The 24,581-nt window shown below is 47.8% G+C and carries 24 protein-coding genes, 1 tRNA gene and 3 pseudogenes; 19 read left to right on the plus strand and 9 right to left on the minus strand.

Features of this window, described 5'->3' with window-relative positions; genetic code table 11:
* Nucleotides 1-6: 6 nt before the first annotated feature.
* From lnt to COW15_RS19345, 3 genes are all read left to right on the plus strand, one after another.
* Entirely contained in the window at nt 7-1,581 is a 1,575-nt protein-coding gene (gene lnt / locus COW15_RS19335; RefSeq protein ID WP_293635155.1) for an apolipoprotein N-acyltransferase, read from the plus strand.
* A gap of 10 nt (nt 1,582-1,591) precedes the next feature.
* Nucleotides 1,592-2,095 (plus strand): type II secretion system protein, encoded by a 504-nt coding sequence (locus tag COW15_RS19340; protein ID WP_293635157.1) that lies wholly within the window; start codon nt 1,592-1,594, stop codon nt 2,093-2,095.
* Nucleotides 2,096-2,220: 125 nt separating this feature from the next.
* Nucleotides 2,221-2,874, plus strand: coding sequence for a methyltransferase domain-containing protein (locus COW15_RS19345; RefSeq protein WP_293635159.1), 654 nt, complete (start codon nt 2,221-2,223; stop codon nt 2,872-2,874).
* A gap of 85 nt (nt 2,875-2,959) precedes the next feature.
* Here the strand turns inward: COW15_RS19345 and COW15_RS19350 are convergent, their stop codons facing one another.
* A complete protein-coding gene (locus tag COW15_RS19350; RefSeq protein ID WP_293635161.1) occupies nt 2,960-3,460 on the minus strand; it encodes a zinc ribbon-containing protein in 501 nt (166 codons plus the stop codon).
* A gap of 121 nt (nt 3,461-3,581) precedes the next feature.
* On the opposite strand from COW15_RS19350, the gene leuS reads away from it, so the two are divergent.
* From leuS to lipA, 14 genes are all read left to right on the plus strand, one after another.
* Entirely contained in the window at nt 3,582-6,161 is a 2,580-nt protein-coding gene (leuS, locus tag COW15_RS19355; RefSeq protein ID WP_293635245.1) for a leucine--tRNA ligase, read from the plus strand.
* Between the two features lie 37 nt (nt 6,162-6,198).
* Nucleotides 6,199-6,693 (plus strand): LPS assembly lipoprotein LptE, encoded by a 495-nt coding sequence (lptE, locus tag COW15_RS19360; protein ID WP_293635163.1) that lies wholly within the window; start codon nt 6,199-6,201, stop codon nt 6,691-6,693.
* A 33-nt stretch (nt 6,694-6,726) separates the two neighbouring features.
* A complete protein-coding gene (gene holA, locus COW15_RS19365; protein WP_293635165.1) occupies nt 6,727-7,758 on the plus strand; it encodes a DNA polymerase III subunit delta in 1,032 nt (343 codons plus the stop codon).
* Nucleotides 7,759-7,771: 13 nt separating this feature from the next.
* Nucleotides 7,772-8,419, plus strand: coding sequence for a nicotinate-nucleotide adenylyltransferase (nadD, locus tag COW15_RS19370; protein WP_293635167.1), 648 nt, complete (start codon nt 7,772-7,774; stop codon nt 8,417-8,419).
* Nucleotides 8,420-8,525: 106 nt separating this feature from the next.
* A complete protein-coding gene (rsfS, locus tag COW15_RS19375; RefSeq protein WP_007645966.1) occupies nt 8,526-8,855 on the plus strand; it encodes a ribosome silencing factor in 330 nt (109 codons plus the stop codon).
* Complete coding sequence (gene rlmH / locus COW15_RS19380) at nt 8,855-9,325, plus strand: 23S rRNA (pseudouridine(1915)-N(3))-methyltransferase RlmH (protein ID WP_293635169.1); 471 nt, start codon at nt 8,855-8,857, stop codon at nt 9,323-9,325. Before rsfS ends, rlmH begins: the two co-directional genes overlap by 1 nt.
* Nucleotides 9,326-9,385: 60 nt before the next feature.
* The gene (mrdA, locus tag COW15_RS19385) at nt 9,386-11,242 is read left to right on the plus strand and encodes a penicillin-binding protein 2 (RefSeq protein ID WP_293635171.1); all 1,857 of its coding nucleotides are present in this window, start codon (nt 9,386-9,388) and stop codon (nt 11,240-11,242) included.
* Entirely contained in the window at nt 11,239-12,342 is a 1,104-nt protein-coding gene (rodA, locus tag COW15_RS19390) for a rod shape-determining protein RodA (protein ID WP_293635173.1), read from the plus strand. Before mrdA ends, rodA begins: the two co-directional genes overlap by 4 nt.
* A gap of 17 nt (nt 12,343-12,359) precedes the next feature.
* Nucleotides 12,360-13,424 carry a lytic murein transglycosylase B gene (gene mltB / locus COW15_RS19395; protein ID WP_293635175.1) on the plus strand — a complete coding sequence of 355 codons (1,065 nt, stop codon included), beginning with the start codon at nt 12,360-12,362 and terminating at the stop codon, nt 13,422-13,424.
* Nucleotides 13,408-14,244: a septal ring lytic transglycosylase RlpA family protein gene (locus COW15_RS19400; protein WP_293635177.1), complete on the plus strand. Its 837-nt coding sequence runs from the start codon at nt 13,408-13,410 to the stop codon at nt 14,242-14,244. The genes mltB and COW15_RS19400 overlap by 17 nt, the downstream gene beginning before the upstream one ends.
* A 148-nt stretch (nt 14,245-14,392) precedes the next feature.
* Nucleotides 14,393-15,568, plus strand: coding sequence for a serine hydrolase (locus COW15_RS19405; RefSeq protein ID WP_293635179.1), 1,176 nt, complete (start codon nt 14,393-14,395; stop codon nt 15,566-15,568).
* Nucleotides 15,569-15,733: 165 nt separating this feature from the next.
* The gene (gene ybeD / locus COW15_RS19410; protein WP_007645956.1) at nt 15,734-16,000 is read left to right on the plus strand and encodes a DUF493 family protein YbeD; all 267 of its coding nucleotides are present in this window, start codon (nt 15,734-15,736) and stop codon (nt 15,998-16,000) included.
* Nucleotides 16,001-16,084: 84 nt separating this feature from the next.
* Complete coding sequence (gene lipB / locus COW15_RS19415; protein WP_293635185.1) at nt 16,085-16,738, plus strand: lipoyl(octanoyl) transferase LipB; 654 nt, start codon at nt 16,085-16,087, stop codon at nt 16,736-16,738.
* Entirely contained in the window at nt 16,735-17,700 is a 966-nt protein-coding gene (gene lipA / locus COW15_RS19420; RefSeq protein WP_293635187.1) for a lipoyl synthase, read from the plus strand. Before lipB ends, lipA begins: the two co-directional genes overlap by 4 nt.
* A 93-nt stretch (nt 17,701-17,793) precedes the next feature.
* Here lipA and rimI read toward each other — a convergent pair whose 3' ends face one another.
* Both rimI and COW15_RS19430 read right to left on the minus strand, forming a co-directional pair.
* Nucleotides 17,794-18,255, minus strand: a complete 462-nt coding sequence (rimI, locus tag COW15_RS19425) for a ribosomal protein S18-alanine N-acetyltransferase (RefSeq protein ID WP_293635247.1) — start codon at nt 18,253-18,255, stop codon at nt 17,794-17,796.
* A gap of 46 nt (nt 18,256-18,301) precedes the next feature.
* Nucleotides 18,302-18,664 carry a hypothetical protein gene (locus COW15_RS19430; protein ID WP_293635189.1) on the minus strand — a complete coding sequence of 121 codons (363 nt, stop codon included), beginning with the start codon at nt 18,662-18,664 and terminating at the stop codon, nt 18,302-18,304.
* A gap of 253 nt (nt 18,665-18,917) precedes the next feature.
* On the opposite strand from COW15_RS19430, the gene dpsA reads away from it, so the two are divergent.
* A complete protein-coding gene (gene dpsA / locus COW15_RS19435) occupies nt 18,918-19,385 on the plus strand; it encodes a DNA starvation/stationary phase protection protein DpsA (RefSeq protein ID WP_293635191.1) in 468 nt (155 codons plus the stop codon).
* Between the two features lie 84 nt (nt 19,386-19,469).
* Here dpsA and COW15_RS19440 read toward each other — a convergent pair.
* From COW15_RS19440 to COW15_RS19450, 3 genes and pseudogenes are all read right to left on the minus strand, one after another.
* Nucleotides 19,470-19,904 (minus strand): annotated as a pseudogene (locus tag COW15_RS19440) (heparan-alpha-glucosaminide N-acetyltransferase domain-containing protein); the annotation flags it as partial.
* Nucleotides 19,894-20,367: pseudogene (locus tag COW15_RS19445) on the minus strand (TonB-dependent receptor); the annotation flags it as partial. The pseudogenes COW15_RS19440 and COW15_RS19445, both read right to left, overlap by 11 nt.
* A 152-nt stretch (nt 20,368-20,519) precedes the next feature.
* A tRNA-Trp gene (locus COW15_RS19450) sits at nt 20,520-20,596 on the minus strand.
* Nucleotides 20,597-20,965: 369 nt separating this feature from the next.
* Here COW15_RS19450 and COW15_RS19455 point away from each other — a divergent pair.
* Nucleotides 20,966-21,304 carry a PBPRA1643 family SWIM/SEC-C metal-binding motif protein gene (locus COW15_RS19455; RefSeq protein ID WP_293635193.1) on the plus strand — a complete coding sequence of 113 codons (339 nt, stop codon included), beginning with the start codon at nt 20,966-20,968 and terminating at the stop codon, nt 21,302-21,304.
* 111 nt (nt 21,305-21,415) lie between these two features.
* On the opposite strand, the gene COW15_RS19460 is transcribed toward COW15_RS19455, so the two are convergent.
* The 3 genes and pseudogenes from COW15_RS19460 to COW15_RS19470 form a co-directional block, all read right to left on the minus strand.
* The gene (locus COW15_RS19460) at nt 21,416-22,357 is read right to left on the minus strand and encodes a hypothetical protein (RefSeq protein ID WP_293635195.1); all 942 of its coding nucleotides are present in this window, start codon (nt 22,355-22,357) and stop codon (nt 21,416-21,418) included.
* 208 nt (nt 22,358-22,565) lie between these two features.
* Nucleotides 22,566-23,498, minus strand: a pseudogene (locus tag COW15_RS19465) (3'-5' exonuclease).
* Nucleotides 23,499-23,544: 46 nt separating this feature from the next.
* Complete coding sequence (locus COW15_RS19470) at nt 23,545-24,471, minus strand: DUF808 domain-containing protein (RefSeq protein ID WP_293635197.1); 927 nt, start codon at nt 24,469-24,471, stop codon at nt 23,545-23,547.
* Nucleotides 24,472-24,581: the final 110 nt, after the last annotated feature.

Raw genomic sequence — 24,581 nt, forward strand, 5'->3', positions numbered from 1 at the left:
TCACTCGTGCTAAATAACATTCGGGCTTTTGCCCAACAAAAGTCCCGCTCTCGCGCTTTGAGGCTCGTACTGGCACTGGCTCTTGGCGCCAGTACAGCACTTTCATTCGCCCCTTATTCCATCTGGATTATCTATCCTATCGCTATGGCGCTGGCCCTTTGGCAGAGCCATCCCCTCTCGACTAAGGCGAGCTTTTACTATTGGTTAAGCTTTGGTTTTGGTTGTTTTGCCGTCGGGATCAGTTGGGTACACGTGAGTATGGACACCTTTGGTGGCCTGCCCCTTGCCGCCTCGATTGGCTTGATGGCCTTATTAGCCCTGTATTTAGCCTTATATCCCGCACTGGCTGGTTTAGTGCTGGCTTGGCTAACGAACACCCGCCGCTGTGATGGTGAAACTAAGGTCGGTCTTTGGCGTAATCTCGCCCTATTCCCCGCCCTGTGGACCTTAACCGAATGGGCTCGTGGTTGGGTGATGACGGGCTTCCCCTGGTTATGGGCCGGTTATTCGCAAACCCAAGGACCGCTAAAATCCCTTGCCAGTATCATAGGTGCCTTAGGATTAAGTTTCTTAATCGCGATGATCGCGGGTGCCTTAGCGCTCTGTTTTGCTAAACGCTATAAAAGCTTGCTGATTTTGCTGCCAATCACGGTGCTGAGTGCCTGGGTTGTACCTAAATTTTCCGATATTCATCCAACGGGTGAAAGCGTCAAAGTGGCACTGGTGCAGGGCAATATTCCCCAAAGCATGAAGTGGGAGCCCGAAGCTCTGTGGCCAACACTCTTAAAATACATGGACTTATCCCGCGAACACTTAGATGCCGACATCATTATTTGGCCAGAGGCCGCCGTCCCAGCACCCGAGTCTATGGTGCAGGACTTTTTAGATAATGCCAATAAAGTCGCCAATCTAAACCATACCTCAATCATTACTGGCATTATTAGCCATCAAAACAATGATTTTTATAATTCATTGATTGTGTTGGGTAATCACAACCAGAAACAGCAGGAAGCGCCTGACTATGAGGGCGATGGCAGCAACCAGTTTAAGAAACATCACCTGTTGCCGATTGGTGAGTTTGTGCCCTTCGAGGCGCTACTGCGCCCGATTGCGCCGTTCTTCAATCTGCCCATGTCATCCTTTGCCAGAGGCGAATACCAACAGCCGAATTTGAGCGCGCTTGGACATAAAATCGCGCCGGCAATTTGCTATGAAATAGCGTTCCCAGAGCAACTCAGGGACAGTGTCGACCTAGATACCGATATGCTGCTCACAGTGTCAAACGATGCCTGGTTTGGCACCTCAAATGGGCCATTGCAACATATGGAAATGGCCCAAATGCGCTCCATTGAATTGGGCCGTCCTTTAGTGCGCGCGACCAACAACGGTGTTACCGCCGTAGTAGATGAAAAGGGCAATATCACCGCATCATTACCGCAGTTTGAAACGGGCGTCCTAAGCGCAACCATTCCGCTGGTGACAGGCCAAACATGGTTCGCAAAATTAGGCCAAACACCCCTGCTACTGCTCTGTGGTTTACTGGTATTACTCGGCTTTGGCAGACGTGTTAAAGCGCAATAGGATTTAGACTATGCATTACCCATTCAATAAACAAGATATGGCTGGCTTTACCTTGATTGAACTGGTCGTGGTGATGATTGTGCTTGGGATCTTGGCTGTGATTGCCGCGCCTAAATTTATCGGCTTAAGCAAAGAAGCTCGGGAGAAAACCCTACAGCAATTACAAGCCAGTGTGAAAACCGCTAATACGCTCACCTACTCAAAAACCCAAATGCCCAGCCTGCAAAGCCAAGTGGTCGCTGGGCGTGATGATATTATCGACATCGATCTTGACGGCGATGGCACAGTCGACACCCGCCTAAAATGGGGATACCTCGATAATACCGATGTGGAAAAGTGGATCACATCGGACGAAAAATTAGTGATCCAATATCAAGGTATTGATATCACTTACATTGGATATGATCTTAATAGCAACACCTTAGTCAATGACGATCAATGTTATTTCCGTTATACCCAGGCAACGGATGCCAACACACCACCACAGTATGATCTCACTCTCCAAGGCTGTTGACGCGGCCAATGCCTACAAAATGAATACCGACAAAATAGATTAGGCCCTGTACTCATTTCACGGTAAAGTGCTCCATTAGACGTGGCCTTGCTTGACTGCCTCGTATTTCATACCAAGGCAAACCTATGGCTCCCCTGCGTATCCGCTATCAAACCCACGAGTTTGGGGCGATTGACATCCATGTTCGCACCCTTAGAGATAATCAAGAATTTCAAGATATTAACGGCGAGGCGGAAAAGCTCGGTATTTCCTCTGCCACTTGGCCATTATTTGGCATAGTCTGGCCATCCGGGCAGGTGCTCTCCCACCATATGCTTGACTACGATATTAACAATAAACGTATTTTAGAGGTTGGCTGTGGAATTGGTCTTGCCAGCCTAGTGCTTAATCACAGATGTGCTGATATTACGGCAACTGACTATCACCCTGAAACCGGTGGCTTTCTTGCGCAAAATGTGGCGCTCAATAAAGGCCGTGCCATCCCCTTTGTACGAACGGGTTGGGCGGATGCGGCATCGGAATTAGGTATGTTCGATTTGATTATCGGTAGCGATCTGCTCTATGAACAAGAACATGCCGACTTGCTTTCTCAATTCATTGAGCAACATGCCAATCCAAGTTGCGATGTTGTGCTGGTCGATCCTGGCCGCGGAAATCACGCCAAATTTAGTAAAAAAATGGTCTCGCTTGGTTTTGACCATTCCCAACATAAACCCATCAATACGGCATTTTTAGCCGCGCCTTTTCATGGTCAAATTCTGAATTATTGTCGCAACTAGCCCATAATGACCAACGCCCTTCCCTCTATTTTCGCCCCTAAAACAAACGACGCCTAGGCGTCGTTTGGGGGTTCAAAGTTCACGCTTAGGGCGTCAGCGGTTCACGGGTAAACTCTTCGTGATCGCACTCAGGACAATCGGGAACAATCCCAGGAAACTCAATACTCATTTCATGGCCACAATTGGTGCAAACCATAATGCCCTGGCTGACAATATCACCACTCTGGTAATAGCCATGATGTTTAAAGTCTTGAGTCAACTCATGCCACTCCACTTGGCTACGGTCGGTTATTTCACTCAGCCAGTGCCACAGGGTATTTTCCATGGCAATAACACTAGGGCTATGACTTAAACTATCGGCATTTTGCTCACGCAAAAAACTCGCTATATCACGCTTTAAAAATTGTTCCACTAACGCGAGTTCATCTTCTTTGGCCTGTTCTTTAAGACGCAAATACTCCTTACCTTGAGTGACTGACTTAAATAAATTCTTTGCAGTCATAGTGTTATCTTCTGCAAATTGGGATTTCACCTCGGTAATTAAGGCTTGATACAGTCCTAGTAGCGCGTTACTTCTCTCATTCATAACCAATACTCCTTCATAGGAACCTTTTTAATGCATCGCTTCTAGTTTATTCTATGCAGATCTTATTCGCGCCGATATGGCGTTAGATCAAATAATAGGCGGCACTGCCGGAAATAGCGTGATGCAAGAGCAATATAATCCCTCAGAAATTGAAGCCTTAGTGCAAAAGCACTGGCATGACAACAAAACCTTTGAAGTCACTGAAGATGCAAACAAAGAAAAGTTTTATTGCCTTTCAATGTTTCCGTACCCTTCGGGCCGACTCCATATGGGACACGTCCGCAACTATACCATAGGTGATGTAGTTGCACGCTTCCAGCGTCTTCAGGGCAAAAACGTGCTGCAACCCATAGGTTGGGACTCATTTGGTCTACCCGCTGAAAATGCCGCGATTAACAACAAAACCGCGCCTGCACCATGGACCTATGAAAACATAGAGTACATGAAGAACCAGCTGAAATTGCTGGGTTTTGGTTACGATTGGAGCCGTGAAATCGCCACTTGCACCCCAGAATATTATCGCTGGGAACAATGGTTCTTCACTAAGTTGTACGAGAAAGGCCTAGTCTACAAGAAGACGGCCTCGGTCAACTGGTGTCCAAACGATGAAACCGTACTGGCGAACGAGCAAGTTCAAGACGGTTGCTGCTGGCGCTGTGATACCCCTGTGGAACAAAAAGAAATCCCACAGTGGTTTATTAAAATCACCGCCTATGCAGAAGAATTATTAAACGATATCGATACCTTAGATGGCTGGCCTGAGCAGGTTAAGACCATGCAGCGCAACTGGATTGGTCGCAGCGAAGGTGTAGAAATGACCTTCGGCGTCGCAGGTAGCGATAAAACCTTCGATATCTATACCACCCGTCCAGATACCTTAATGGGCGTGACCTATGTGGCGATTGCCGCGGGTCATCCCTTGGCTGAAATCGCCGCGCAATCTAATCCTGAGCTTGCCGCCTTTATCGATGAGTGCAAAAACAGCACCACCTCGGAAGCCGAACTTGCGACCATGGAAAAACGCGGCGTGGCCACTGGGCTTTTCGCTATTCATCCTATCACTGGCAAGCAAGTGCCTATTTGGGCCGCTAACTTTGTACTGATGAACTATGGCACCGGCGCTGTGATGTCGGTTCCTGGCCACGATCAACGTGACTTCGAATTTGCCAAGAAATACGGTCTAGCGATTGAAGCTGTGATCAAGCCAGTTGATGGCGAAGTCGACATCAGTGAAGCCGCTTATACCGAGAAAGGCATACTATTTAACTCCGGTGAGTTCGACGGTTTAGACTTTGACGCCGCCTTCAATGCCATCGCTAACAAGTTAGTCGCCGAAGGTAAAGGCAAGCGCCAAGTCAACTACCGTCTGCGCGATTGGGGTGTTTCACGTCAGCGTTACTGGGGCGCGCCAATTCCTATGGTGACCTTAGCCGACGGCTCTGTGATCCCAACGCCTGAAGACCAACTGCCCGTATTACTGCCAGAAGATGTAGTGATGGACGGGATTCAAAGCCCCATCAAGGCCGATAAAGAATGGGCGAAAACCCAAGTCAACGGTCAAGATGCACTGCGTGAAACCGATACCTTCGATACCTTTATGGAATCCTCTTGGTATTACGCCCGTTACTGCAGCCCGCAGGCCGATGAAATGTTAGATCCCGCTAAAGCCAACTACTGGCTACCCGTGGATCAGTATATTGGCGGTATCGAACACGCCTGTATGCATTTGTTATATTTCCGCTTCTTCCACAAATTGCTGCGTGATGCGGGTCTAGTCAACACCAATGAGCCAGCAAAACAGTTACTGACTCAGGGCATGGTTTTAGCCGATGCCTTCTACTACACCAACGATAAAGGTGCCCGCGTATGGGTGTCGCCGTTAGATGTAGCAACCACAGAAAAAGACGACAAGGGCCGCATAACTAAGGCTATCGACAAAGACGGCAACGAGCTGGTTTATACCGGCATGAGCAAGATGTCTAAGTCGAAAAACAACGGTATCGACCCTCAAGTCATGGTTGAGAAATACGGCGCCGACACAGTTCGCCTATTTATGATGTTCGCATCCCCACCAGAATTAACCCTGGAATGGCAGGAGTCTGGCGTTGAAGGCGCGCACCGCTTTATCAAACGTCTGTGGAAGCTTGCAAGCGAGTATATCGCCCAAGACAATAGCGAAGCCTTAGATGTCAGCAAGTTAACTGGCGATCAAAAAGCGCTGCGCCGTGAAGTCCACAAGACTATTGCTAAGGTGACCGATGATATCGGCCGTCGTCAGATGTTCAACACAGCCGTTGCCGCCGTGATGGAACTGATGAACCATCTGCAAAAAGCGCCACAAACCACAGGCCAAGACAGAGCCATTATCGGCGAAGCCTTATCTGCGGTGGTGCGTTTACTGTACCCAATCATTCCACATGTGAGCTTTAGTCTGTGGAATGAGTTAGGTAATGCGAGCAGCATCGAAGATAGCCAATGGCCCGTTGTCGATGACTCAGCCCTAGTGGAAGACAGCAAACTGATTGTGGTACAAGTGAACGGTAAAGTCCGTGCCAAAATCACAGTGGCAGCCAATGCGGATCAAGCCTCCGTCGAAGCGCTGGGTATGGCGGATGAGCAAGTCATCAAGTACTTAGATGGCGTGACAGTGCGTAAAGTTATCTATGTCCCAGGTAAACTGCTCAGCATAGTTGCCAACTAATGCTGGTCATTAGATGAATAGGAAACCGCGAAAACTTATGCTAATTAAACGCTTAGCTTTCGCAATCATGGCGCTGGTCATTATGACCAGCGCCGGTTGCGGTTTTAAGCTCCAACGTAGCTATCAAATCCCCGCTGCGCTTAACCAGTTAAGCTTGAGCAGTTCGGATGAATATAGCGAACTCACTCGCCTAGTGCGTGAGCGGTTACGTTTGAACAATGTCAAGATTGTCGATGCGGCCAATGACGTACCTGTGCTAAGGCTAATCACCGACTCACTAGAGCGTTCGACCTTGTCTTTGTATCCCACGGGTAACGTCGCCGAGTATGAACTGATTTATTTAGTCGAATTCGCCGTGGCACTACCGGGCAAAGAGGCGCAGCCTTTCAAGGTTGAAATCCGCCGCGACTACTTAGACGATCCCCGTACCGCGCTGGCAAAGAGTCGTGAAATGGAATTGCTCACTAAGGAAATGCGTATCCAGGCTGCCGATCGTATTCTGCAGGCGATGGCCAGCACTGAGGTGAATTAATGTGGGGCAACGATTAATGCCGGACATCATTCAATGAGAGTCTATCCCGATCAACTCTCCCGCCACCTTAACCAGCTATTGCCCTGTTATCTGATTTTTGGTGATGATCCTTGGTTAATCGAAACGACTAAGGATCAGATCCGCCAATTTGCTAAACACCATGGCTTCGATGAACGCATCCAGCTTATCCAAGAAACGGGCTTTAACTGGAGCGACTTAACCCAGGAATGGCAGGCCATGAGCCTGTTTTCCAGCAAGCGTATCATAGAGCTAAACCTACCTAACGCTAAACCCGGTGCGGACGGTTCAACTACGCTGCAAGCACTATTGCAAACACCCAATCCCGATATGCTGTTGATTATCGAGGGCCCAAAGCTTGCTAGCGAGCAAACCAACAGCAAATGGTTTAAGACCTTAGATGCCCATGGCATGTATCTGCCCTGCACCACCCCCGAGGGCGATCAGTTTATGCGCTGGCTCGACTCACGTATCAAGCATTTTAAGCTCAATCTGCAAAGTGATGCCCGCGCTATGCTGTATTCCCTCTATGAAGGGAATTTATTGGCCGCCGATCAAGCCATGCAGCTATTGCAACTCCTCAGCCCAACTCGCCCCGTCAGTGCCGATGAGTTAAGCCATTACTTTGAAGATCAGTCCCGCTTTACCGTATATCAACTCACCGATGCCCTACTGACCAATCACCAACAAAGTGCCCAACATATGCTGGGGCAACTTAATGGCGAAGGCACTGCACTGCCCATCCTGCTTTGGGCGCTCTTTAAGGAGCTGCACCTCCTGCTCATGTTAAAGAGTGAACAGGCACAAGGCGCGGCGTTAAATGCTCTTTGGAGTAAACACCGTATTTGGGATAAGCGTAAACCCCTCTACCAAGCGGCACTGCAGCGACTGACACTCGAACAGATTGAGCATATGTTAGCCTTTGCCTCCAAGCTTGAACTGAATTTAAAACAGCACGGCAGGGAAGATTGGACAGGACTAAGCCATCTATGCCTGTTATTCGATCCCAAAGCCCATCGGCAGTTGGCCCATATAACCTTAGAGTAATCGAAGAGTAGCTATGCGCATTGGTATTTTAGGCGGTACCTTCGACCCCATACATTACGGTCATATTCGTCCTGCAATGGAAGTGAAACAGACGCTGGGTTTAGATAAAATCCTGCTGATGCCTAACCATATTCCGCCCCATAAACAGCAACCACACTCCACCACGGCGCAACGTCTAAATATGGTGGCGGATGTCTGTACTAAACTCGATGGCTTTGAGCTTTGTGATATCGAAGCGAAGCGAAATACGCCTTCCTATACCGTCGTGACCCTAAAACAACTGCGTAAACACTATCCCCATGATGAACTGTTTTTTATTATGGGCATGGACTCTTTTATGCATCTGCAAAGCTGGCATAAATGGCAGCAACTATTTGAATACTCAAACCTTGTAGTCTGTCAGCGCCCCGGTTGGCAATTAGCCAGCGGACATCCAATGCAGCAGGTGCTTAGCGAACGCCACGAAGCCATCGATACCTTTAAAAAGACAGCACTACCGCAAACACCTATCCTTGGGCGTATTTTTACCGTCGATATCACCGCGCAGGATATCTCTTCAACCCAGATACGTTCACAGTTAACTCAGGGGGAAATCCCCCAGGACGCTCTTATGCCGATAACATTAAATTACATTAAAAAACAACAACTTTACTTATCTTGATTCAATATTAGCCCAGATATAGTAAACTCGATCGTCGATCCAATGTATTCCATGGCCCAACACTGATATACTACCGCGCTATTTAAAATTATTGAGGTACATCAGCGTGCAGAGCGCCGAATTAAAGCAGTTCGTAGTCGACAAGATCGACGACTTAAAAGCCAGAGATGTGGTAGTTATCGATGTTAGCAAGCAGTCTAACATTACTGACTATATGGTGATTTGTTCAGGCACATCAAAGACTCATGTTAAAGCTATCGCCGAAAACCTAGTCGTTGAAGCTAAAGCCGCGGGCATCCCACCTATAGGGGTAGAAGGCCGTGATAGCAGCGAGTGGGTGCTGGTAGATATGGGCAACGTGATCCTGCACGTTATGCAAGATCAAACCCGCGACTTCTACCAGCTTGAAAAGCTCTGGTCAGAAAAACAAGCCTGATGAAGTTGCAACTCATCGCAGTAGGAACACGGATGCCCGATTGGGTTACCCGTGGTTTCGAAGAATACCAGCGCCGCTTTCCCCGTGATATGGCGCTGGAGCTTATCGAAATACCCGCAGGAAAGCGGGGGAAAAATGCCGACATAGTCCGGATCCTGCAAAAGGAAGGCGAGCAAATGTTGGCGGCCATTCCCAAAGGCAATCATATTGTTAGCTTAGATCTTCCCGGTAAAAACTGGACAACCCCAGAGTTAGCAACAGCCCTAAGCAAGTGGCAACTCGATGGCCGAGATGTGAGTCTATTGGTTGGTGGCCCAGAGGGTTTAGCACCCGCCTGTAAAGAAGCGGCACGCCAAAGTTGGTGCCTATCGGCATTGACCCTGCCCCATCCTCTGGTGCGGATCGTAGTTGCCGAAAGCTTATACCGCGCGTGGAGTGTGAACACCAATCACCCTTATCACAGAGAATAGCGGGATCTTGATGTTAACGAGTGTCAACCACCCGGATGGGATCAGCTGGAGATAGCCTAAGTGTCGCCAAAAAAGCGGATAACAATGCATGATCACGCCGCCGAGGCGTCACTGTTTAAGCGCCGTGCGCTGTTCACTTTTTTTTGTGTTGTCGCCCTCCTGAGCGTGTTGGTGACCAACCTTTATCACCTACAGGTTGAATCCTATAAAGATTATGCAACTCGCTCTAATGAAAACCGCATTCGCGTCGTTCCTATCGCCCCTAGTCGTGGTCTCATTTACGACAGAAACGGTGTACTCTTAGCTGAAAATCAACCTTTTTATTCCCTCGAGCTGATCCCTGAAAAAATAACCAACATGTCCGAGACCTTGGACGAACTCGGTCAGTTAATTGAGATAAGTGTTGATGAACGTGAAACCTTCACCGAAGCGCTCAAATTTCATCGCCGCTTTAAGCCGCTCACCCTGAAGAATCAACTGACCGAAGAGCAGGTCGCCATTTTCAGCGTGAACCAACATCGTTTTCCGGGGATTAGCGTCGAGGCGGGTCTTAAGCGTAATTATCCCTACGAGAGCCAGCTCACCCATGTACTAGGCTATGTCGGAAAAATTAATACTCGAGATCGCGCCCAACTAGAGCGCAGCGATCAGTGGAAAAACTATGCCGCGACTAAAGATATCGGTAAGCAAGGCATTGAAAAGTTTTATGAATCTTTACTACATGGCACGCCGGGTCACCTCGAAGAGGAAGTGAACAACCGCGGCCGTACAATCCGCACCTTACGCATTGTTCCGCCCGAACCCGGACAGGATATTTACTTAACGCTCGATCTCCAATTACAACAAAAGGCCGTGGAGTTGCTCCAAGGTCATAAAGGTTCAATCGTCGCCATAGATCCAAGGGATGGCGGCATTTTAGCTTTAGTGTCTAGCCCAAGTTATGATCCAAACCAATTCGTTCAAGGAATTAATAGTAAAGATTACAGCAATTTACTTAATGATAAATCACGCCCGTTGATCAACAGGGCCACCCAAGGCCAATACGCCCCCGCATCGACGGTCAAACCCATTATGGCCCTGCTTGGTCTGGATGAAAAAGCCGTGACCGAACATACTCGCGTTTGGGACCCCGGTTTTTGGCAGATCCCAGGAGTGGAGCGAAAGTACCGTGACTGGAGGCGTTGGGGACACGGCTGGGTCAACGTCTACAGTGCGATTGTCGAGTCCTGTGATACCTATTTCTATGAATTAGCTTATAAGATAGGTGTTGACCCTATAGCCCGTTTTATGGAGCAGTTTGGTTTTGGGCAAAATACCGGCATAGATATCTTTGAGGAATCGGCGGGCAACATGCCCTCTAAAGACTGGAAACGCTTAAAGTACAATCAGGCTTGGTATATTGGCGATACGATTTCTGTGGGTATCGGTCAGGGTTACTGGACGGCGACCCCACTGCAATTGGCTAATGCCACCGCGATTTTAGCGAATAAGGGACACCGCTTTCCGCCGCATCTGCTTAAGTCAATCAAGGACAATACGGCTAAGATTGACTCGCCAATTAACGAGTTACCCCCTATTGAGCTTAAAAATTCGCGCAATTGGAATATTATCAACGAAGCCATGCGCCAGACTGCGCATAAATCCCGCTTCACCGACGCCAGTTACACCGCCGCGATGAAAACCGGTACGGCGCAGGTCATTGGCGTAGCAGAAAATACTAAGTACGATGCCAATAAAATTGCCGAACATTTCCGTGACAACGCCCTAGTGGTGGCCTACGCCCCCTTCGAAGAACCTAAGATTGTCCTCGCCGTCGTCATGGAAAACGCCGGCTGGGGTGGCGCTAACGCTGGCCCTGTCGCCCGCGCTATGCTCGATGAATATATGCTTAGAGACACTTGGAAACCTATGCCATGAGTGCCCATCAACGTCAAAATATCTGGCAGCGCCTGCACATAGATCTGCCGCTCTTACTCGGCCTCTTCGCCGTAATGGGTTTTGGACTCTTTGTGATCTATTCCGCCAGTGGTGAAGATCTTGGCATGATGGAGCGCCAGCTGTTTCGTATGCTGTTGTCACTGGGCATCATGTTTACCATGGCGCAAATCAATCCCGAAGCGCTAAAACGCTGGGCCCTACCGATTTACCTTGCTGGGATTGTCTTGCTGCTTGGGGTACACTTTTTCGGTGAAATCAATAAAGGCGCGCAGCGTTGGTTGAATTTAGGCTTTATGGAGTTTCAACCTTCGGAGCTGATTAAACTCGCCTTCCCGATCACTATGGCCTGGTATATCAGTAAGTTCCCTCTGCCGCCTAAGAAACGCTATTTAGCGGGTGCTGCGGTGATCTTGCTGGTGCCGACTCTTCTTATCGCCAAACAACCCGATCTTGGCACATCGATTCTGGTCGCCGCATCGGGAATATTCGTGCTGTTTTTATCGGGGATGAGCTGGGCCATTGTTGGCGGATTTGTTGCCGCGGTATTGGCGTTTTTGCCTATCCTTTGGTACTTCTTGATGCACGATTACCAAAGAACGCGCGTATTAACCTTACTCGATCCTGAGCAAGATCCCCTAGGTGCGGGTTATCATATTATTCAGTCAAAAATTGCCATCGGCTCGGGTGGGCTTTGGGGCAAAGGCTGGCTCGATGGTACTCAGTCACAGCTTGAATTTATCCCCGAGCGTCACACAGATTTTATCTTTGCGGTGATCGGGGAAGAATTTGGCTTGATCGGTAGTATTTTGCTACTCATCATGTACCTCTATATTATTGGCCGTGGCTTAGTCATTGCCTCGCGGGCACAAACCAGCTTTGCTCGGTTATTAGCCGGTAGCATCACATTGACTTTCTTCGTGTATGTTTTTGTGAATATAGGCATGGTTTCAGGTATTCTGCCCGTAGTGGGCGTACCTTTGCCCCTAGTGAGCTATGGCGGCACTTCCATGCTGACATTGATGACAGGGTTTGGCATTCTAATGAGCATTCATACCCATAGACGTTTTGTAGATAGATAATTTTTAGGGACTTTTTAATGCCTATTCTTCGAGCTTATTTGGCTCCATTGGCAGTGCTTTGCCTCAGTTCATACCTGGTTGCCTGCTCTACGGCAAACGAGCCCGTAAAGGCTACACCACCCACCAGTGCGGCTGTGGTAGCAGAGACTCCAACGCCCGTATTACCCGAAGCCTTGAAGGCTGAGTTTATTAAAACTCAGTTAGCACAAGGCTTTACCAGATCTGAAATCGATACCTTCCTCGCAAAAGCGAAATACAATCAAGCGGTAATAGATGCCATCACCCGCCCTTGGGAAGCCAAACCTTGGCATGTGTATTACCCGATTTTCTTAACCGAGAAACGCCTCGCAGCCGGGCTCGCCTTCTGGAACAAACACGAGGCCACCATCGCCAAGGCGGCGGCTAAATACCAAGTCGACCCACAGATTATTGTCGCCATTATTGGGATTGAAACCTTCTACGGCCAATACACAGGCAATTATCCTGTGATTGATGCGCTCTATACCTTAGGGTTTTATTACGAACCGAGAGCCACCTTTTTCCGCAAGGAATTTGGCGAGTTGATGACATTAGTCAAAGAAGAACACTTAGACATTGATAGCCTCAAGGGTTCCTATGCTGGCGCTATGGGCTATGGGCAGTTTATCCCCTCAAGTTACCGCCACTACGCCGTCGATTTCGATAACAGCGGCAATCGCGATCTATTACAAAGCCCAGAAGATGCCATTGGCAGTGTCGCCAACTATTTCCACAAACACGGTTGGCAAGCCAATACGCCGGTCGCCCTGCCTTTAGCCAATAACAGCCAAACCACCCCCAAAGCCAAAGTGTGGGCGGGTGAAAAACTCAACTATCGAGTGGCCGATATTTTATCGCCGAGCCTATCTCTGGCCGATGCGGGGGATTTAGATGTATCGCAAAAGGCGATGCTCATTGAGCTTGAACAAGCGGATCACAGTGATTACTGGCTTGGCTTAAATAACTTTTATGTGATCACCCGTTATAATCGTAGCCCTTTGTATTCAATGGCCGTTTATCAATTTAGCCAACAACTAAAAGAACAGCATGCCACTAAAAAATAATATTTTACTACTGGCTATTATTGCGCTCAGTTTCACACTAGCAGCCTGTTCGAGTAGCAATAACACTGCCGCCAGCAAAAAGAATATGGATCCAAACAAGGGTCGGTATTCGCTTAGAAACGATAAGATGCCACTCAATCCACCCAATGTGGAACATGTGCCAAACGCGACCCCTAAATATGAGCCCTACAGTCGTCGCGGCAATAAACCCTATACGGTTTATGGAGAGTCTTACAGTGTGATGAATACCGATCAAGGTTTTACCGAAACGGGCCGCGCCTCATGGTATGGCGAAAAGTTTCACGGCTATGAGACCTCCAACGGTGAGCCCTATGATATGTATTCGATGTCAGGGGCACACAAAACTTTGCCCTTACCTAGCTATGCCAAAATCACCAACTTAGATAATAACAAGCAGGTGATCATTCGCATCAATGATCGTGGCCCATTCCACTCGGACCGCATTCTCGATGTCTCCTACGCCGCCGCCTATAAACTGGGTATGTTAGGCACGGGGACGGCACGCATAAAGCTCGATGTGATCTATGTCGGCAGCCTTGCCGCCACCAATAGCGCCGTGGCTAGTGCCCAAGATTCTGGCAACCATTATATTCAGTTAGTGGCATCAAAAGATCAGCTAAAGCTGAAGAAAATGGCAAAGGAACTTGAGCAGAAATACCAAGTTCAGAGCCGTGTACAAGCGGCAAACAATATGTATAGGCTGCAACTCGGCCCCATAGGTCAACCTGAACTTGCCGATAGATTGCTTAACAAAGTCAAGCAAGACGGCTATCCTGAGGGCTATATGGTGTTAGAGTAGTGAGCACTCACAACCCTAATATATCGATTTAGCTGAAAAATACCGCGGATGAAGGAACCTTCACTGAAATCCCCTGTCGAAGGGTGGTATACTTTCGAAGCTATTTAGCCCTTTCCATTCAATACAACCAAAAAGACGTGCCAAGTTAATGATGAATTTTGTCAAAAGTCCCATTAAAACATTGCTGCTAATCTCTAGTGCCTCTCTCCCTGTTTATGCTGCGCAGCCGATTGTTACCCCCGATGCACCGACAGTTGCCGCCAAGGCTTACGTCTTGATGGATTATAATTCAGGCCAAATTATTGCCGAAAGCAATGCCTATGAAAGCCTAAATCCCGCGAGCTTGACTAAAATGATGACCAGTTATGTTATCGGTCAAGAAATTAAAGCTGGCAATGTTTCCCCCGATGATGATGTCACCATCAGTAAAAACGCTTGGTCTAAGAACTTCTCTGACTCTTCTAAGATGTTTATCGAAGTGGGCAAAACCGTTAAGGTGTCCGACCTAAACCGCGGCATTATCATTCAATCGGGCAACGATGCCTGTGTGGCTATGGCCGAACATATTGCTGGTACTGAAGATGCCTTCGTTGACATGATGAACTCATGGTCTAAGCAATTGGGCATGCGTGACAGCTACTTCGAAAACTCCCACGGTCTAGATTCTGAAAACCACAAATCTACCGCCTATGATATGGCATTATTAGGCGCCGCGTTAATTCGCGACGTCCCAGAAGAATACCGAGTCTACAGCGAAAAATTCTATACCTTCAATGGCATCAAACAATATAACCGCAACGGTTTATTGTGGGATAACAGCATGAATGTCGACGGTATTAAAACCGGTCACACCTCAGGTGCAGGTTACAACTTAGTCGCATCGGCCACCAAAGATGGCATGCGTTTAATTTCAGTGGTGATGGGCACTCAAAGTGAATCCGCCCGTAAGGCCGAAAGTAAAAAACTGCTGACCTATGGTTTCCGTTTCTTTGAAACGGTTACGCCCTACAAGGCGGGTGATAGCTTCGTCACCCAGCAAATTTGGTACGGTGACAAGAGCACAGTCGATTTAGGCGTGGCAACCGACACACCTATTACCATCAGCCGCGGCCGTGCTAAGGACCTAAAAGCTAACTTTGAACTGACTAAGCCATTAGATGCGCCTTTGAAGAAAGGTGAAACTGTCGGGCGTTTATTCTTCCAACTCGACGGTAAAGATATTGCCCAATATCCCCTAGTGACCCTACAAGAAGTTAACGAAGGAAGTTGGTTTAGCAAATTAGTGGACTACTTTAAACAACTGTTTGCGGGTTGGTTTAGCTAACGATATTAAACAAAAACATTAAGGCCACCGACAGGTGGCCTTAATGTTTTGAGGGCACAGCTAAAGATGCGAGTGTTGCCTCTTTAGGCGGTTTGGGTATATCCCTTGATATCGGGTATAATTGCCACCATATAGATCCCATTAAGATAGTTACGAGCACTGATTATGTTGAACACTAAATTTGATGAACTGATGGATTTCCCCTGTGCATTCCCCTTTAAAGTCGTCGGAGATGCCCATGAAGCCCTAACCGATAGAGTGGTTGCCGTCGTTCAAAAGCACGCACCGGGTGACTATTCCCCCACCACAAAGACCTCTAGCAAAGGGAGCTACTACTCGATCACGATTCGCGTCACTGTGACCAGTAAAGACCATATCGAAATCCTGTACACAGAACTTGCCGCCGTCGAAGGAGTACGTCGCGTACTATAAGTATTCTTCGAGATCATCAAATGTGATCTGTCTTACATTTATGGTTATAATGCCGCCACTCAATTTTAAGGGGAGAGGTTGCCCTTGCAAGAAACGACTTTGCATATTCGGCATCTAGGTCAGCAAGATTACGAGTCAGTTTGGCATGCGATGCAACAATACACTGACACCCGTAACGGCGACAGCCCAGATGAGCTGTGGATCGTAGAACACCCTCCCGTGTTTACCCAAGGCCAAGCAGGCAAGAGCGAACATATCTTGAATGCCGGTGACATTCCCGTTATCCAAGTGGATCGTGGTGGACAAGTCACCTACCACGGTCCAGGACAACTGGTGGTTTATCCTCTTCTCGATATCAAACGTAGTAAACTCGGTGTACGCCAGCTTGTGACGCATATAGAGCAAAGCATTATCGATATGCTCGCTAAATATGATATCCAAGCATACGCTAAGGCCGATGCACCGGGCGTATATGTCAATGAACGCAAAATCGCCTCACTAGGATTACGTATTCGAAAAGGCTGTTCATTCCACGGCTTAGCGCTTAATGTCGATATGGATCTCGCCCCTTTCCGCCGCATTAACCCCTGCGGTTATGCTGGCCTTGAAATGGTGCAATGTAAGGAGCTTAGCGGCCCACAAACCGTGATGGAAGCTGGCGAGCAACTCACTATTACCTTTAGCCAACTATTGGGCTACCAACATCTAGTTCATCATCAAGGATTAGCAGCGTCATGAATAGGCCTGAACGTTTACAACCCGGAGTAAAATTAAGAGATGCCGATAAGGTGTCGCGTATTCCGGTCAAGATAGTGCCCTCCGAGCGCGATACTATGCTGCGCAAACCCGATTGGTTACGGGTAAAGTTGCCCGCATCGAATCAACGCATTTTAGAGATTAAACAGGCGCTGCGCTCTAATGGTCTGCATTCTGTATGCGAAGAAGCCTCCTGCCCTAACCTCGCCGAATGCTTTAACCACGGTACGGCAACCTTTATGATTTTGGGTGCAATTTGTACCCGTCGTTGCCCATTCTGTGATGTCGCCCATGGTCGTCCGCTTAAGCCCGACGCCGAAGAGCCGGTTAAATTGGCGCAAACGATCCGCGATATGAAGCTGAAATACGTGGTCATTACTTCGGTAGATCGTGACGATTTACGTGATGGTGGCGCCCAGCATTTTGCCGATTGTATCCGCGAAATTCGTAAACTTAATCCAGATATCAAGATCGAAACCTTAGTGCCTGATTTCCGTGGTCGTATCGATGCTGCCTTAGATATTTTATCGACTGAGCCGCCCGATGTGTTCAACCACAACTTAGAAACGGCGCCAATGCATTATCGTAAGGCGCGTCCAGGTGCGAATTACCAATGGTCGCTCGATCTGCTCAAACGCTTTAAAGAACGTCATCCCAATGTGCCCACTAAATCTGGCCTGATGATGGGCTTAGGTGAAACCAACGAAGAAATCGCCCAAGTGCTGCGGGATCTACGTGAGCACAAGGTTGAAATGCTGACCTTAGGCCAATACCTACAACCGTCTAAGTTCCACTTGCCGGTTGAACGTTATGTGCCACCCGCCGAGTTTGCCGAACTTAAAGCCTTAGCCGATGAGTTAGGTTTTACCCATGCAGCCTGTGGCCCATTAGTGCGCTCAAGCTACCATGCGGATCTGCAAGCCCAAGGTAAAGAAGTTAAATAAGTCATTATTGGCTTTTAAAATAAAAACAGCGCATTAGCGCTGTTTTTTTATGGCTGAAATAGATAAACCATCAAGCTGCTAGGTTTACACCCATCAAACGAGGGGTAAATCCATTAAGAGTGCATCTTCCTTACCCTTACCCTCACCCAAAGAATAGTATCCCCTACGGCGACCGGATTCCGTAAACCCAGCCTGTTGGTATAGATGACGCGCCGTGGCATTTGATTCCCGCACTTCGAGCATGACCACCACAGCGCCCGAAGATTTTGCAACATCAATCACCTCTTTTAACAATAACCGCCCATAGCCATGGCCCTGCTGCGCAGGATCGATACAGATATCAATCAGGGTCACCTCATCGACAATCTGCTGAATGATCGCAAATCCCAGCAGAGTATTAGCCTCAGTCTTTAATCCGAGTACCCGATATAAGCGACCGAAACAATCGGCAAGATTGCCCTCGCTCATAGGGTGGGAGTGTGCCTTGCCTTCAATGCTGACCATTTGGCTAAGATCACTGGGCTCGAGACAAACTAACTGTAATTGCTCTGTCATATTTTTAGGGTATTGAGTATTCACACGGGGTTTCCAGATCCAGTTTTTAAAGGTCGTTTGATGCTTGGGGCTGCTGCTCACGCCACTGCCAAATCTGCGCCCACAGGGCGCGTTTTGCCCCACTGTCCGCGAGTAAAGCGGCAAGCGGCTCCGACACTAACCAAGCGGTGCGTGGCCTGACTTTATGGCGGCGTAAATCCCAAACAATTTGCTTACCCTTATGGGGTTCACAATCGAAATCGCATTCTTCACGTTTTACGTCGATAAGCGTTAGCACAGCGTCAATAAGTGGCTCAGCCTCGGGTAACTCACCGTTTTCATCCCAAATCACTAAATAAGGTTTCACCTTAGTGTCGCGCACTCGCCAAGTTGTCACATTCATGGCGGTTAAATAGGCTAATTTATTCATTAGGGTCAGTTTTATTCAATTCAAGTATCGACTCACAATATGTCGCTAGGATAGCAGTTCTACCTAGGCATTGTTACTGCAACGCGGCTAATGCAGTTGAGAAGAAGCCGATTAATAGCAGCGCCATTACGACGTTTAACGCAGGAAAGTTCAATCGAATTTATAGATGTATAAAATCTAATTTACTCATTTTACATTTAATATCAGAAGATTAGACTGAACACATTCAATGAGACAATAGCAGGAGAACGCCATGATAAACATAGGTATCAATCAAGCCAACAGAGAAGAAATCGCCGCAGGCCTCAACCAACTCTTGGCCGACAGCTACAGTCTGTATCTTAAGACCCACAGCTTTCACTGGAACGTTACCGGCCCCATGTTTACTAGCCTACATTTGCTATTTGAACAACAGTATACCGAACTTGCCCTTGCGGTAGACCTTATCGCAGAGCGAGTACGTGCATTAGGCGCCAGAGCGCTAGGGTCATATTCGGCCTATGCCGCACTGACCGAGATTAAAGAAGATCAGGGCGTCACCAAAGCCGAAACCATGATCCGTGAATTGTTAAACGATCAAGAGTTAGTGATCCGTAATGCCAGAGCCCTGTATCCACTGGTGGGTCAAGCTAATGATGAAGCAACAGCGGATCTGCTCACCCAACGCATTCAAATCCATGAGAAAAATGCCTGGATGTTGCGTAGCTTATTAACGGAATAATTCACTAACCGTATTGCTGCACAAGCCAAACAAAAAGTCGCCAAGCATAACCGCTTGGCGACTTTTTCTTTAAAGCGACATCACTAGGGTTAACATGCAAAGTCCAATCACCCAAATCACCTGCAGCCAGAGGGTGTGATAACTCCCCATCCAAGAGACGTTAATCACTAAGATTTCCAGCGCGATTAAAAACACACCACATTTAAGCAAAAATGCGCGGGCAGAACGGGGTTTCCCCTGACGAGGGTGAGCATAAAGCCATGCAGAAATGCCCGTTAAAAACACAAATACTGGCGCACAAAAATGCGCGGCAAAACGGCTTAAAAACAGCGCCCAAGAGGTCGAACTTAAATCCATAGGATCGCTCACCTGCATATGCAGGAAAAAGCGTTCCCGCACATGGTCGAGCAGCATAATGAGCATCACCAGACCGCGCATCATATCGATACTTTGAATGCGCGCACTGCGAATACTCGGTGCTAGGGTTTTCCCTTGGTAATTCATAGGGCTAGAACTCATAACTTAGGCCCACTTTAATGCTTCTAGGCTCACCGGGCACAGCCCAAAGCGCCGAATAACTGCTGGCGATATAGTGCTCATCCAATAAGTTATCCAAATTTATCCCAAGGATGAAGTTGTCGCTCAAGTGAGTATTCATAAACAGCCCAAGCAACTGATACGACGGTAATTGGAAACTCGGATCGGCAGAATCACCGAGGCGCGAATCCACATACCGCCAGCTCAGTCCTAAATGTCCATCGATAGAAAATGCATTCAAATCCCGCTTCAAAATCATACTCGCGGTATGTTTGGGCACATTCACCAGTGGACTTCCCGCAGGGATAAGCATGCCCCAGTCGGGGTTTAAGCTGTCGTTGGCGGTACGGGTATTCAGATAGGCATAGGATAATTTTGCTTGTAAAGCTTCCGTCAACTCGGCGGCTACATCGAGTTCAACACCGCTATTTTTGGCTTTACCTAAGCCGCAGAGCTTAAATGTTACAAGGGGTATACGACAGTTTGTAAGAGAAAATGATAACCGCGAATGGATATTAAGAGCGTGCAGAATATATTGAGGCTAAATGGCAGAAAATAAAACGGCTCGCATATTTCTATGCAAGCCGTTGTTTTATTTGGCAGGGGTGGCAGGACTCGAACCCGCAACCATCGGTTTTGGAGACCGCTGTTCTACCAATTGGAACTACACCCCTGTTGACGTGGGGCATTATGCTAAAAGCACTCCCAAAGGTAAAGGACTTTTTATGACAAACTCTATTAACTGAGGATTTTTCAAACAAGTTTTACTATGCATGTTGATTTTGAAAGCATAATGCTGAAAAACGCGCCACTAAAATCCATCAAGAACCCATCAAGTTGTAGAGCCTTCGGGGAATAAAGCTTTTCCACTACCTTCAAGCCTTCAAGCCTTCAAGCCTTCAAGAGTGTTATCGCCAATTACCTAGCCCAAAAGAACCGCTCTATAAACGCAGTTATCGAAAAAATATCTGAGTTCGATTTATAAAATCGGCGTTTTATAGTATAAGCATCGTCAATTTCATACACTGCTCGACGGAACCAAAATGTCAGACAAATTTTTCTTTAAAGGCCGCCGCACGCCTAAGCCAAAACATGAAAGTTATGGTTACAACACTAAGCGCGTGACTAAGCCGGGCACCGAAGCCTCACCGCTGGAACTCGTAGTGAATAGCGAAGCGCGTAAACTCGAAGTAGAGGCGATTGTTGCCGAGCATCAACTGTTCGCTAATATCGAAGTCAATGCCGACGTTGCTGAAGATATCCTTGAATTAGAAGGTTTATTGAATAAACCTAAAACTACAACGTTCGAGAAAAAACCAAATCGTAACGAGCCTTGTGCCTGTGGTAGCGGTCAAAAATTCAAGAAGTGCTGCGGCAAGTAAGCGCGTTAATCAGCGTTATAAGTAATAAAATAGATAGGGACTTTTGCTGAGACGCTTTTGTGCGTCGGGAATCGCCCCTTTTCTCCCCCATTTTAGTTTCTTTCCCCAAAGCTAATCCTCTAGCTTTGAGATAAAAATCCGCTGTAAATCGTTATTCCATAGCTGAATAATTTTGCGGGTCCTTTCTTTATTCCAAAAACATTTACCAAATAAAATCAATCCCGCACCTTCAAGATCCCGTTTATCTTCTATTTCAAATTGCGCCAATAATGGCTGTTTTATCCCATCGATAGGAATGCCGATATCTTTACTGTCGGCGGGATTAAGCCAGCTCATCGTCGAGTCTGTGTGGGAGATAGTGCCCCAATACATATGGGGTTTGTTATCGAGCGGGTCGGCATCGGCGAAGTTGACGAACAAATTCTTCGCCCGCCAACGGTATTTGCGCTCACTGTCTGTGTATACCCAGAGATCTGATTTCGCCAGATCGGTTCCACGCAATAAACTGTGCAGTAACTTTTCGAGCCCCTGGCTTGGCACCCGTTTATCGGTTGTGTGCGTAGCAGTGCTAACTTGATAGTCTGTTTTCGACTCTTGCACTTGACCATCCATTGACGGTGCAACAGGTACTGGTGACGACTGAGATATAGCAGATGACTTAAGCGTTGGCGCTGTTTTATTTGCAGATGGCGCGCTTGACGCTTTGTTTGCGGGAGAATGGCGGCGGGGTTTGCGGCTAAAATCAATCATTAACGCATCGGCATCCACCAGCTGTTGCTGCACTTCGATGGCATCTTGTTCTTCACGGGATTTCTGCGCCGAAGGTTTAAATTCAATGCAATCGGCTTGGTGATATCTGGAGCCGAAACAAGCGGCTTTGCCATCCTTTGAAGCTTTACGGAAATACGCTTTACCGCCGCACGCGGGGCAAATTAACCATTGCCGCAAACGCTCGATATCTTCATCTGGCAACTGTTGAAACTTAAAAACACTATAAGTCGTTCTCGCAGTTAAATGATCCTCGGTGTCGAGTTCACAAATAGCATCTAACATAGTGTTCTCCTTTATTTTCGACTACTGGCAATACCGCTGTCTATGCCCAAGCATTAACCCCAAGAGTGACAACACTTAACAGAAGCAAGATGCCAAGCACAGGGTAAATCAAGCCTAAAGTGCTAGTGCCCTGCACGTTCGCATCTGACACTCGCATCTAAGTATAAGGGCGCGATTTTAGCTGCTACGTCATCTTGGGTTCTGCACTTCATTCGACATCCTTAAAATATTCAGCCAATGGCACCATGAGACTCAAAGGGATTAACGGCGCGGCTTTTGTGGCACTCGATGCATGATAAAAGGGGGTCAGCTTGCTGATTAACGCATTGAAACACTTGAGTGCCGCCAAGGCATCGGCGGCGGCATAATGGATTTGAGCATCAGATAAAGGCACCTGCTGCCAATTCGATAGGGTGAGTTTCTGAGATTTGTCGATACGAACACCCAAAAGCGCCGCAACTAACTGGCGCGTCCCCATCTCCTTATCGGCCCCAAGTTGTGCCAGTGCCCAGTTTAAATCTAATGTTGAGGCCACATGAATATCCCATTGCCGCTTAAGCGCCCGCATATCACCGCGTAAGCCGACTCCGACTTTGAGTATGCTTTCATCTTCTAACAAGGTTTTTACCTGCGCAAATTGCTCACCTAGAATGGCATGTTGAAATAGATAGCAAGCGTCCGCCGTAGCGATTTGGATAAGGCTCAAGGGATGATGCACACCGCGCTCAAAGCTAGCACGGGTTTCAGTATCAAAACCTAAGACTCGCTCAGTCTGTAATCGCGCCAAAACAGAATATAATTCAGATGGTTGAACCACCTCGATGTGAAGCGGTTGCAATTCAAAGGCTGTCAATGCCGCCAGTTCAGTCTCATCGGTACGGGTCGCTAAGGCAATCCGCTGTTGTAACCACAAATACGCCAACTGACGCTGCGCTGGCTGCAGAGTCTTAGTCTTGCAAGTGCTTTCAACATCGGCTACGACCACATCTTCCACTTGTAGCTCGGTCACGGCATTGAGGTTATCGAGATAAGCCGTACCCGCAGCATCCATTGCCGCGATCAGTCAGTTGGCATCTGTTCCCAACTCTTTGCGTAACCAAGCCAACTTACTCGGGGAGATACAGTACTTCATTAACTTCATATCGCCCTTCCTTGTTCAGTCAATCCTCGATTGTCGATATGTCCGGCTAACTGCGCAGTTTCTGTATTCCTGTCATCACGGCAAGGGCAACGGCGCCAGCAATAATGCCAAATAGGCCATTGAGCACACTGGGTGTCAGCACGGCAAGCACAGGTCCAACAAAACTCATCGCCTCAACGGCTTGTTCCGCATGGTGAATTTGCTCGCTAACTATATGCAGGCCATGGGTTAAAATCCCGCCGCCCACCATAAACATGGCCGCGGTGCCGATAATGGTTAAGCTTCTCATCAATAGGGGCGCGGCGCTTAATAGGCCAAATCCGAGTTTACGGTTAAATTGCGTTAGGGCTGATTGACCTTGGCGCTGGCTTAAATACAACCCAGCATCGTCCATCTTCACAATGGCGGCGACTAAACCATACACGCCTATGGTCATCACTATGCCGATAGCGGCTAAGGTGAGAAACTGTGTCGACAGGGATTTGTCCGCCACTATCCCTAAGGTAATCGCAATAATTTCCGCCGATAATACAAAATCGGTGCGGATCGCCCCCTTGATTTTTTCGGCCTCAAAGGCAACCCAGTCGGTGATTTCTGGCTGCTGAATTTGGTGACTCTCATGTGGTTGATCTTTTCTATGGCGATAGCTGTGGTGCAGTTTTTCAAACCCTTCGTAACATAAAAACAGACCACCAAACATTAATAGTGGCGTCACGGCCCAGGGAATAAACGCACTGATCAACATCGCCGCTGGCACTAAAATGCATTTATTACGGAATGAACCTAAGGCCACGGCCCAAATGACGGGTAATTCACGGTCAGCATTCACCCCCGTCACTTGCTGAGCATTGAGGGCTAAATCGTCACCTAACACCCCAGCAGTCTTCTTCGCCGCCACCTTACTCATTACCGCAACATCATCCAAAATGGATGCAATATCATCGAGTAAAGTCAATAAACTTGCGCCAGCCATGCTAAATCCCTCTACAAATCATCTATAAACCATTCTGCTTTTGCCATAGTAACTTAGTTAGATTGAATGCGTACAGTGAAATGCTTTCCAACTTAACTACTTCAGTTGCT

It is taken from the genome of Shewanella sp. CG12_big_fil_rev_8_21_14_0_65_47_15 (genome assembly GCF_002783505.1).
In the GTDB taxonomy this organism is placed as follows: Bacteria; Pseudomonadota; Gammaproteobacteria; order Enterobacterales; family Shewanellaceae; genus Shewanella.

Coding starts and splice junctions, on each gene's coding strand:
- COW15_RS19340 (WP_293635157.1), top strand. CDS start 1,592: ATGCATTACCCATTCAATAAACAAGATATGGCTGGCTTTACCTTGATT.
- COW15_RS19345 (WP_293635159.1), top strand. CDS start 2,221: ATGGCTCCCCTGCGTATCCGCTATCAAACCCACGAGTTTGGGGCGATT.
- COW15_RS19350 (WP_293635161.1), bottom strand. CDS start 3,460: ATGAATGAGAGAAGTAACGCGCTACTAGGACTGTATCAAGCCTTAATT.
- leuS (WP_293635245.1), top strand. CDS start 3,582: ATGCAAGAGCAATATAATCCCTCAGAAATTGAAGCCTTAGTGCAAAAG.
- lptE (WP_293635163.1), top strand. CDS start 6,199: ATGCTAATTAAACGCTTAGCTTTCGCAATCATGGCGCTGGTCATTATG.
- holA (WP_293635165.1), top strand. CDS start 6,727: ATGAGAGTCTATCCCGATCAACTCTCCCGCCACCTTAACCAGCTATTG.
- nadD (WP_293635167.1), top strand. CDS start 7,772: ATGCGCATTGGTATTTTAGGCGGTACCTTCGACCCCATACATTACGGT.
- rlmH (WP_293635169.1), top strand. CDS start 8,855: ATGAAGTTGCAACTCATCGCAGTAGGAACACGGATGCCCGATTGGGTT.
- rodA (WP_293635173.1), top strand. CDS start 11,239: ATGAGTGCCCATCAACGTCAAAATATCTGGCAGCGCCTGCACATAGAT.
- mltB (WP_293635175.1), top strand. CDS start 12,360: ATGCCTATTCTTCGAGCTTATTTGGCTCCATTGGCAGTGCTTTGCCTC.
- COW15_RS19400 (WP_293635177.1), top strand. CDS start 13,408: ATGCCACTAAAAAATAATATTTTACTACTGGCTATTATTGCGCTCAGT.
- COW15_RS19405 (WP_293635179.1), top strand. CDS start 14,393: ATGATGAATTTTGTCAAAAGTCCCATTAAAACATTGCTGCTAATCTCT.
- ybeD (WP_007645956.1), top strand. CDS start 15,734: ATGTTGAACACTAAATTTGATGAACTGATGGATTTCCCCTGTGCATTC.
- lipA (WP_293635187.1), top strand. CDS start 16,735: ATGAATAGGCCTGAACGTTTACAACCCGGAGTAAAATTAAGAGATGCC.
- rimI (WP_293635247.1), bottom strand. CDS start 18,255: ATGACAGAGCAATTACAGTTAGTTTGTCTCGAGCCCAGTGATCTTAGC.
- COW15_RS19430 (WP_293635189.1), bottom strand. CDS start 18,664: ATGAATAAATTAGCCTATTTAACCGCCATGAATGTGACAACTTGGCGA.
- dpsA (WP_293635191.1), top strand. CDS start 18,918: ATGATAAACATAGGTATCAATCAAGCCAACAGAGAAGAAATCGCCGCA.
- COW15_RS19455 (WP_293635193.1), top strand. CDS start 20,966: ATGTCAGACAAATTTTTCTTTAAAGGCCGCCGCACGCCTAAGCCAAAA.
- COW15_RS19460 (WP_293635195.1), bottom strand. CDS start 22,357: ATGTTAGATGCTATTTGTGAACTCGACACCGAGGATCATTTAACTGCG.
- COW15_RS19470 (WP_293635197.1), bottom strand. CDS start 24,471: ATGGCTGGCGCAAGTTTATTGACTTTACTCGATGATATTGCATCCATT.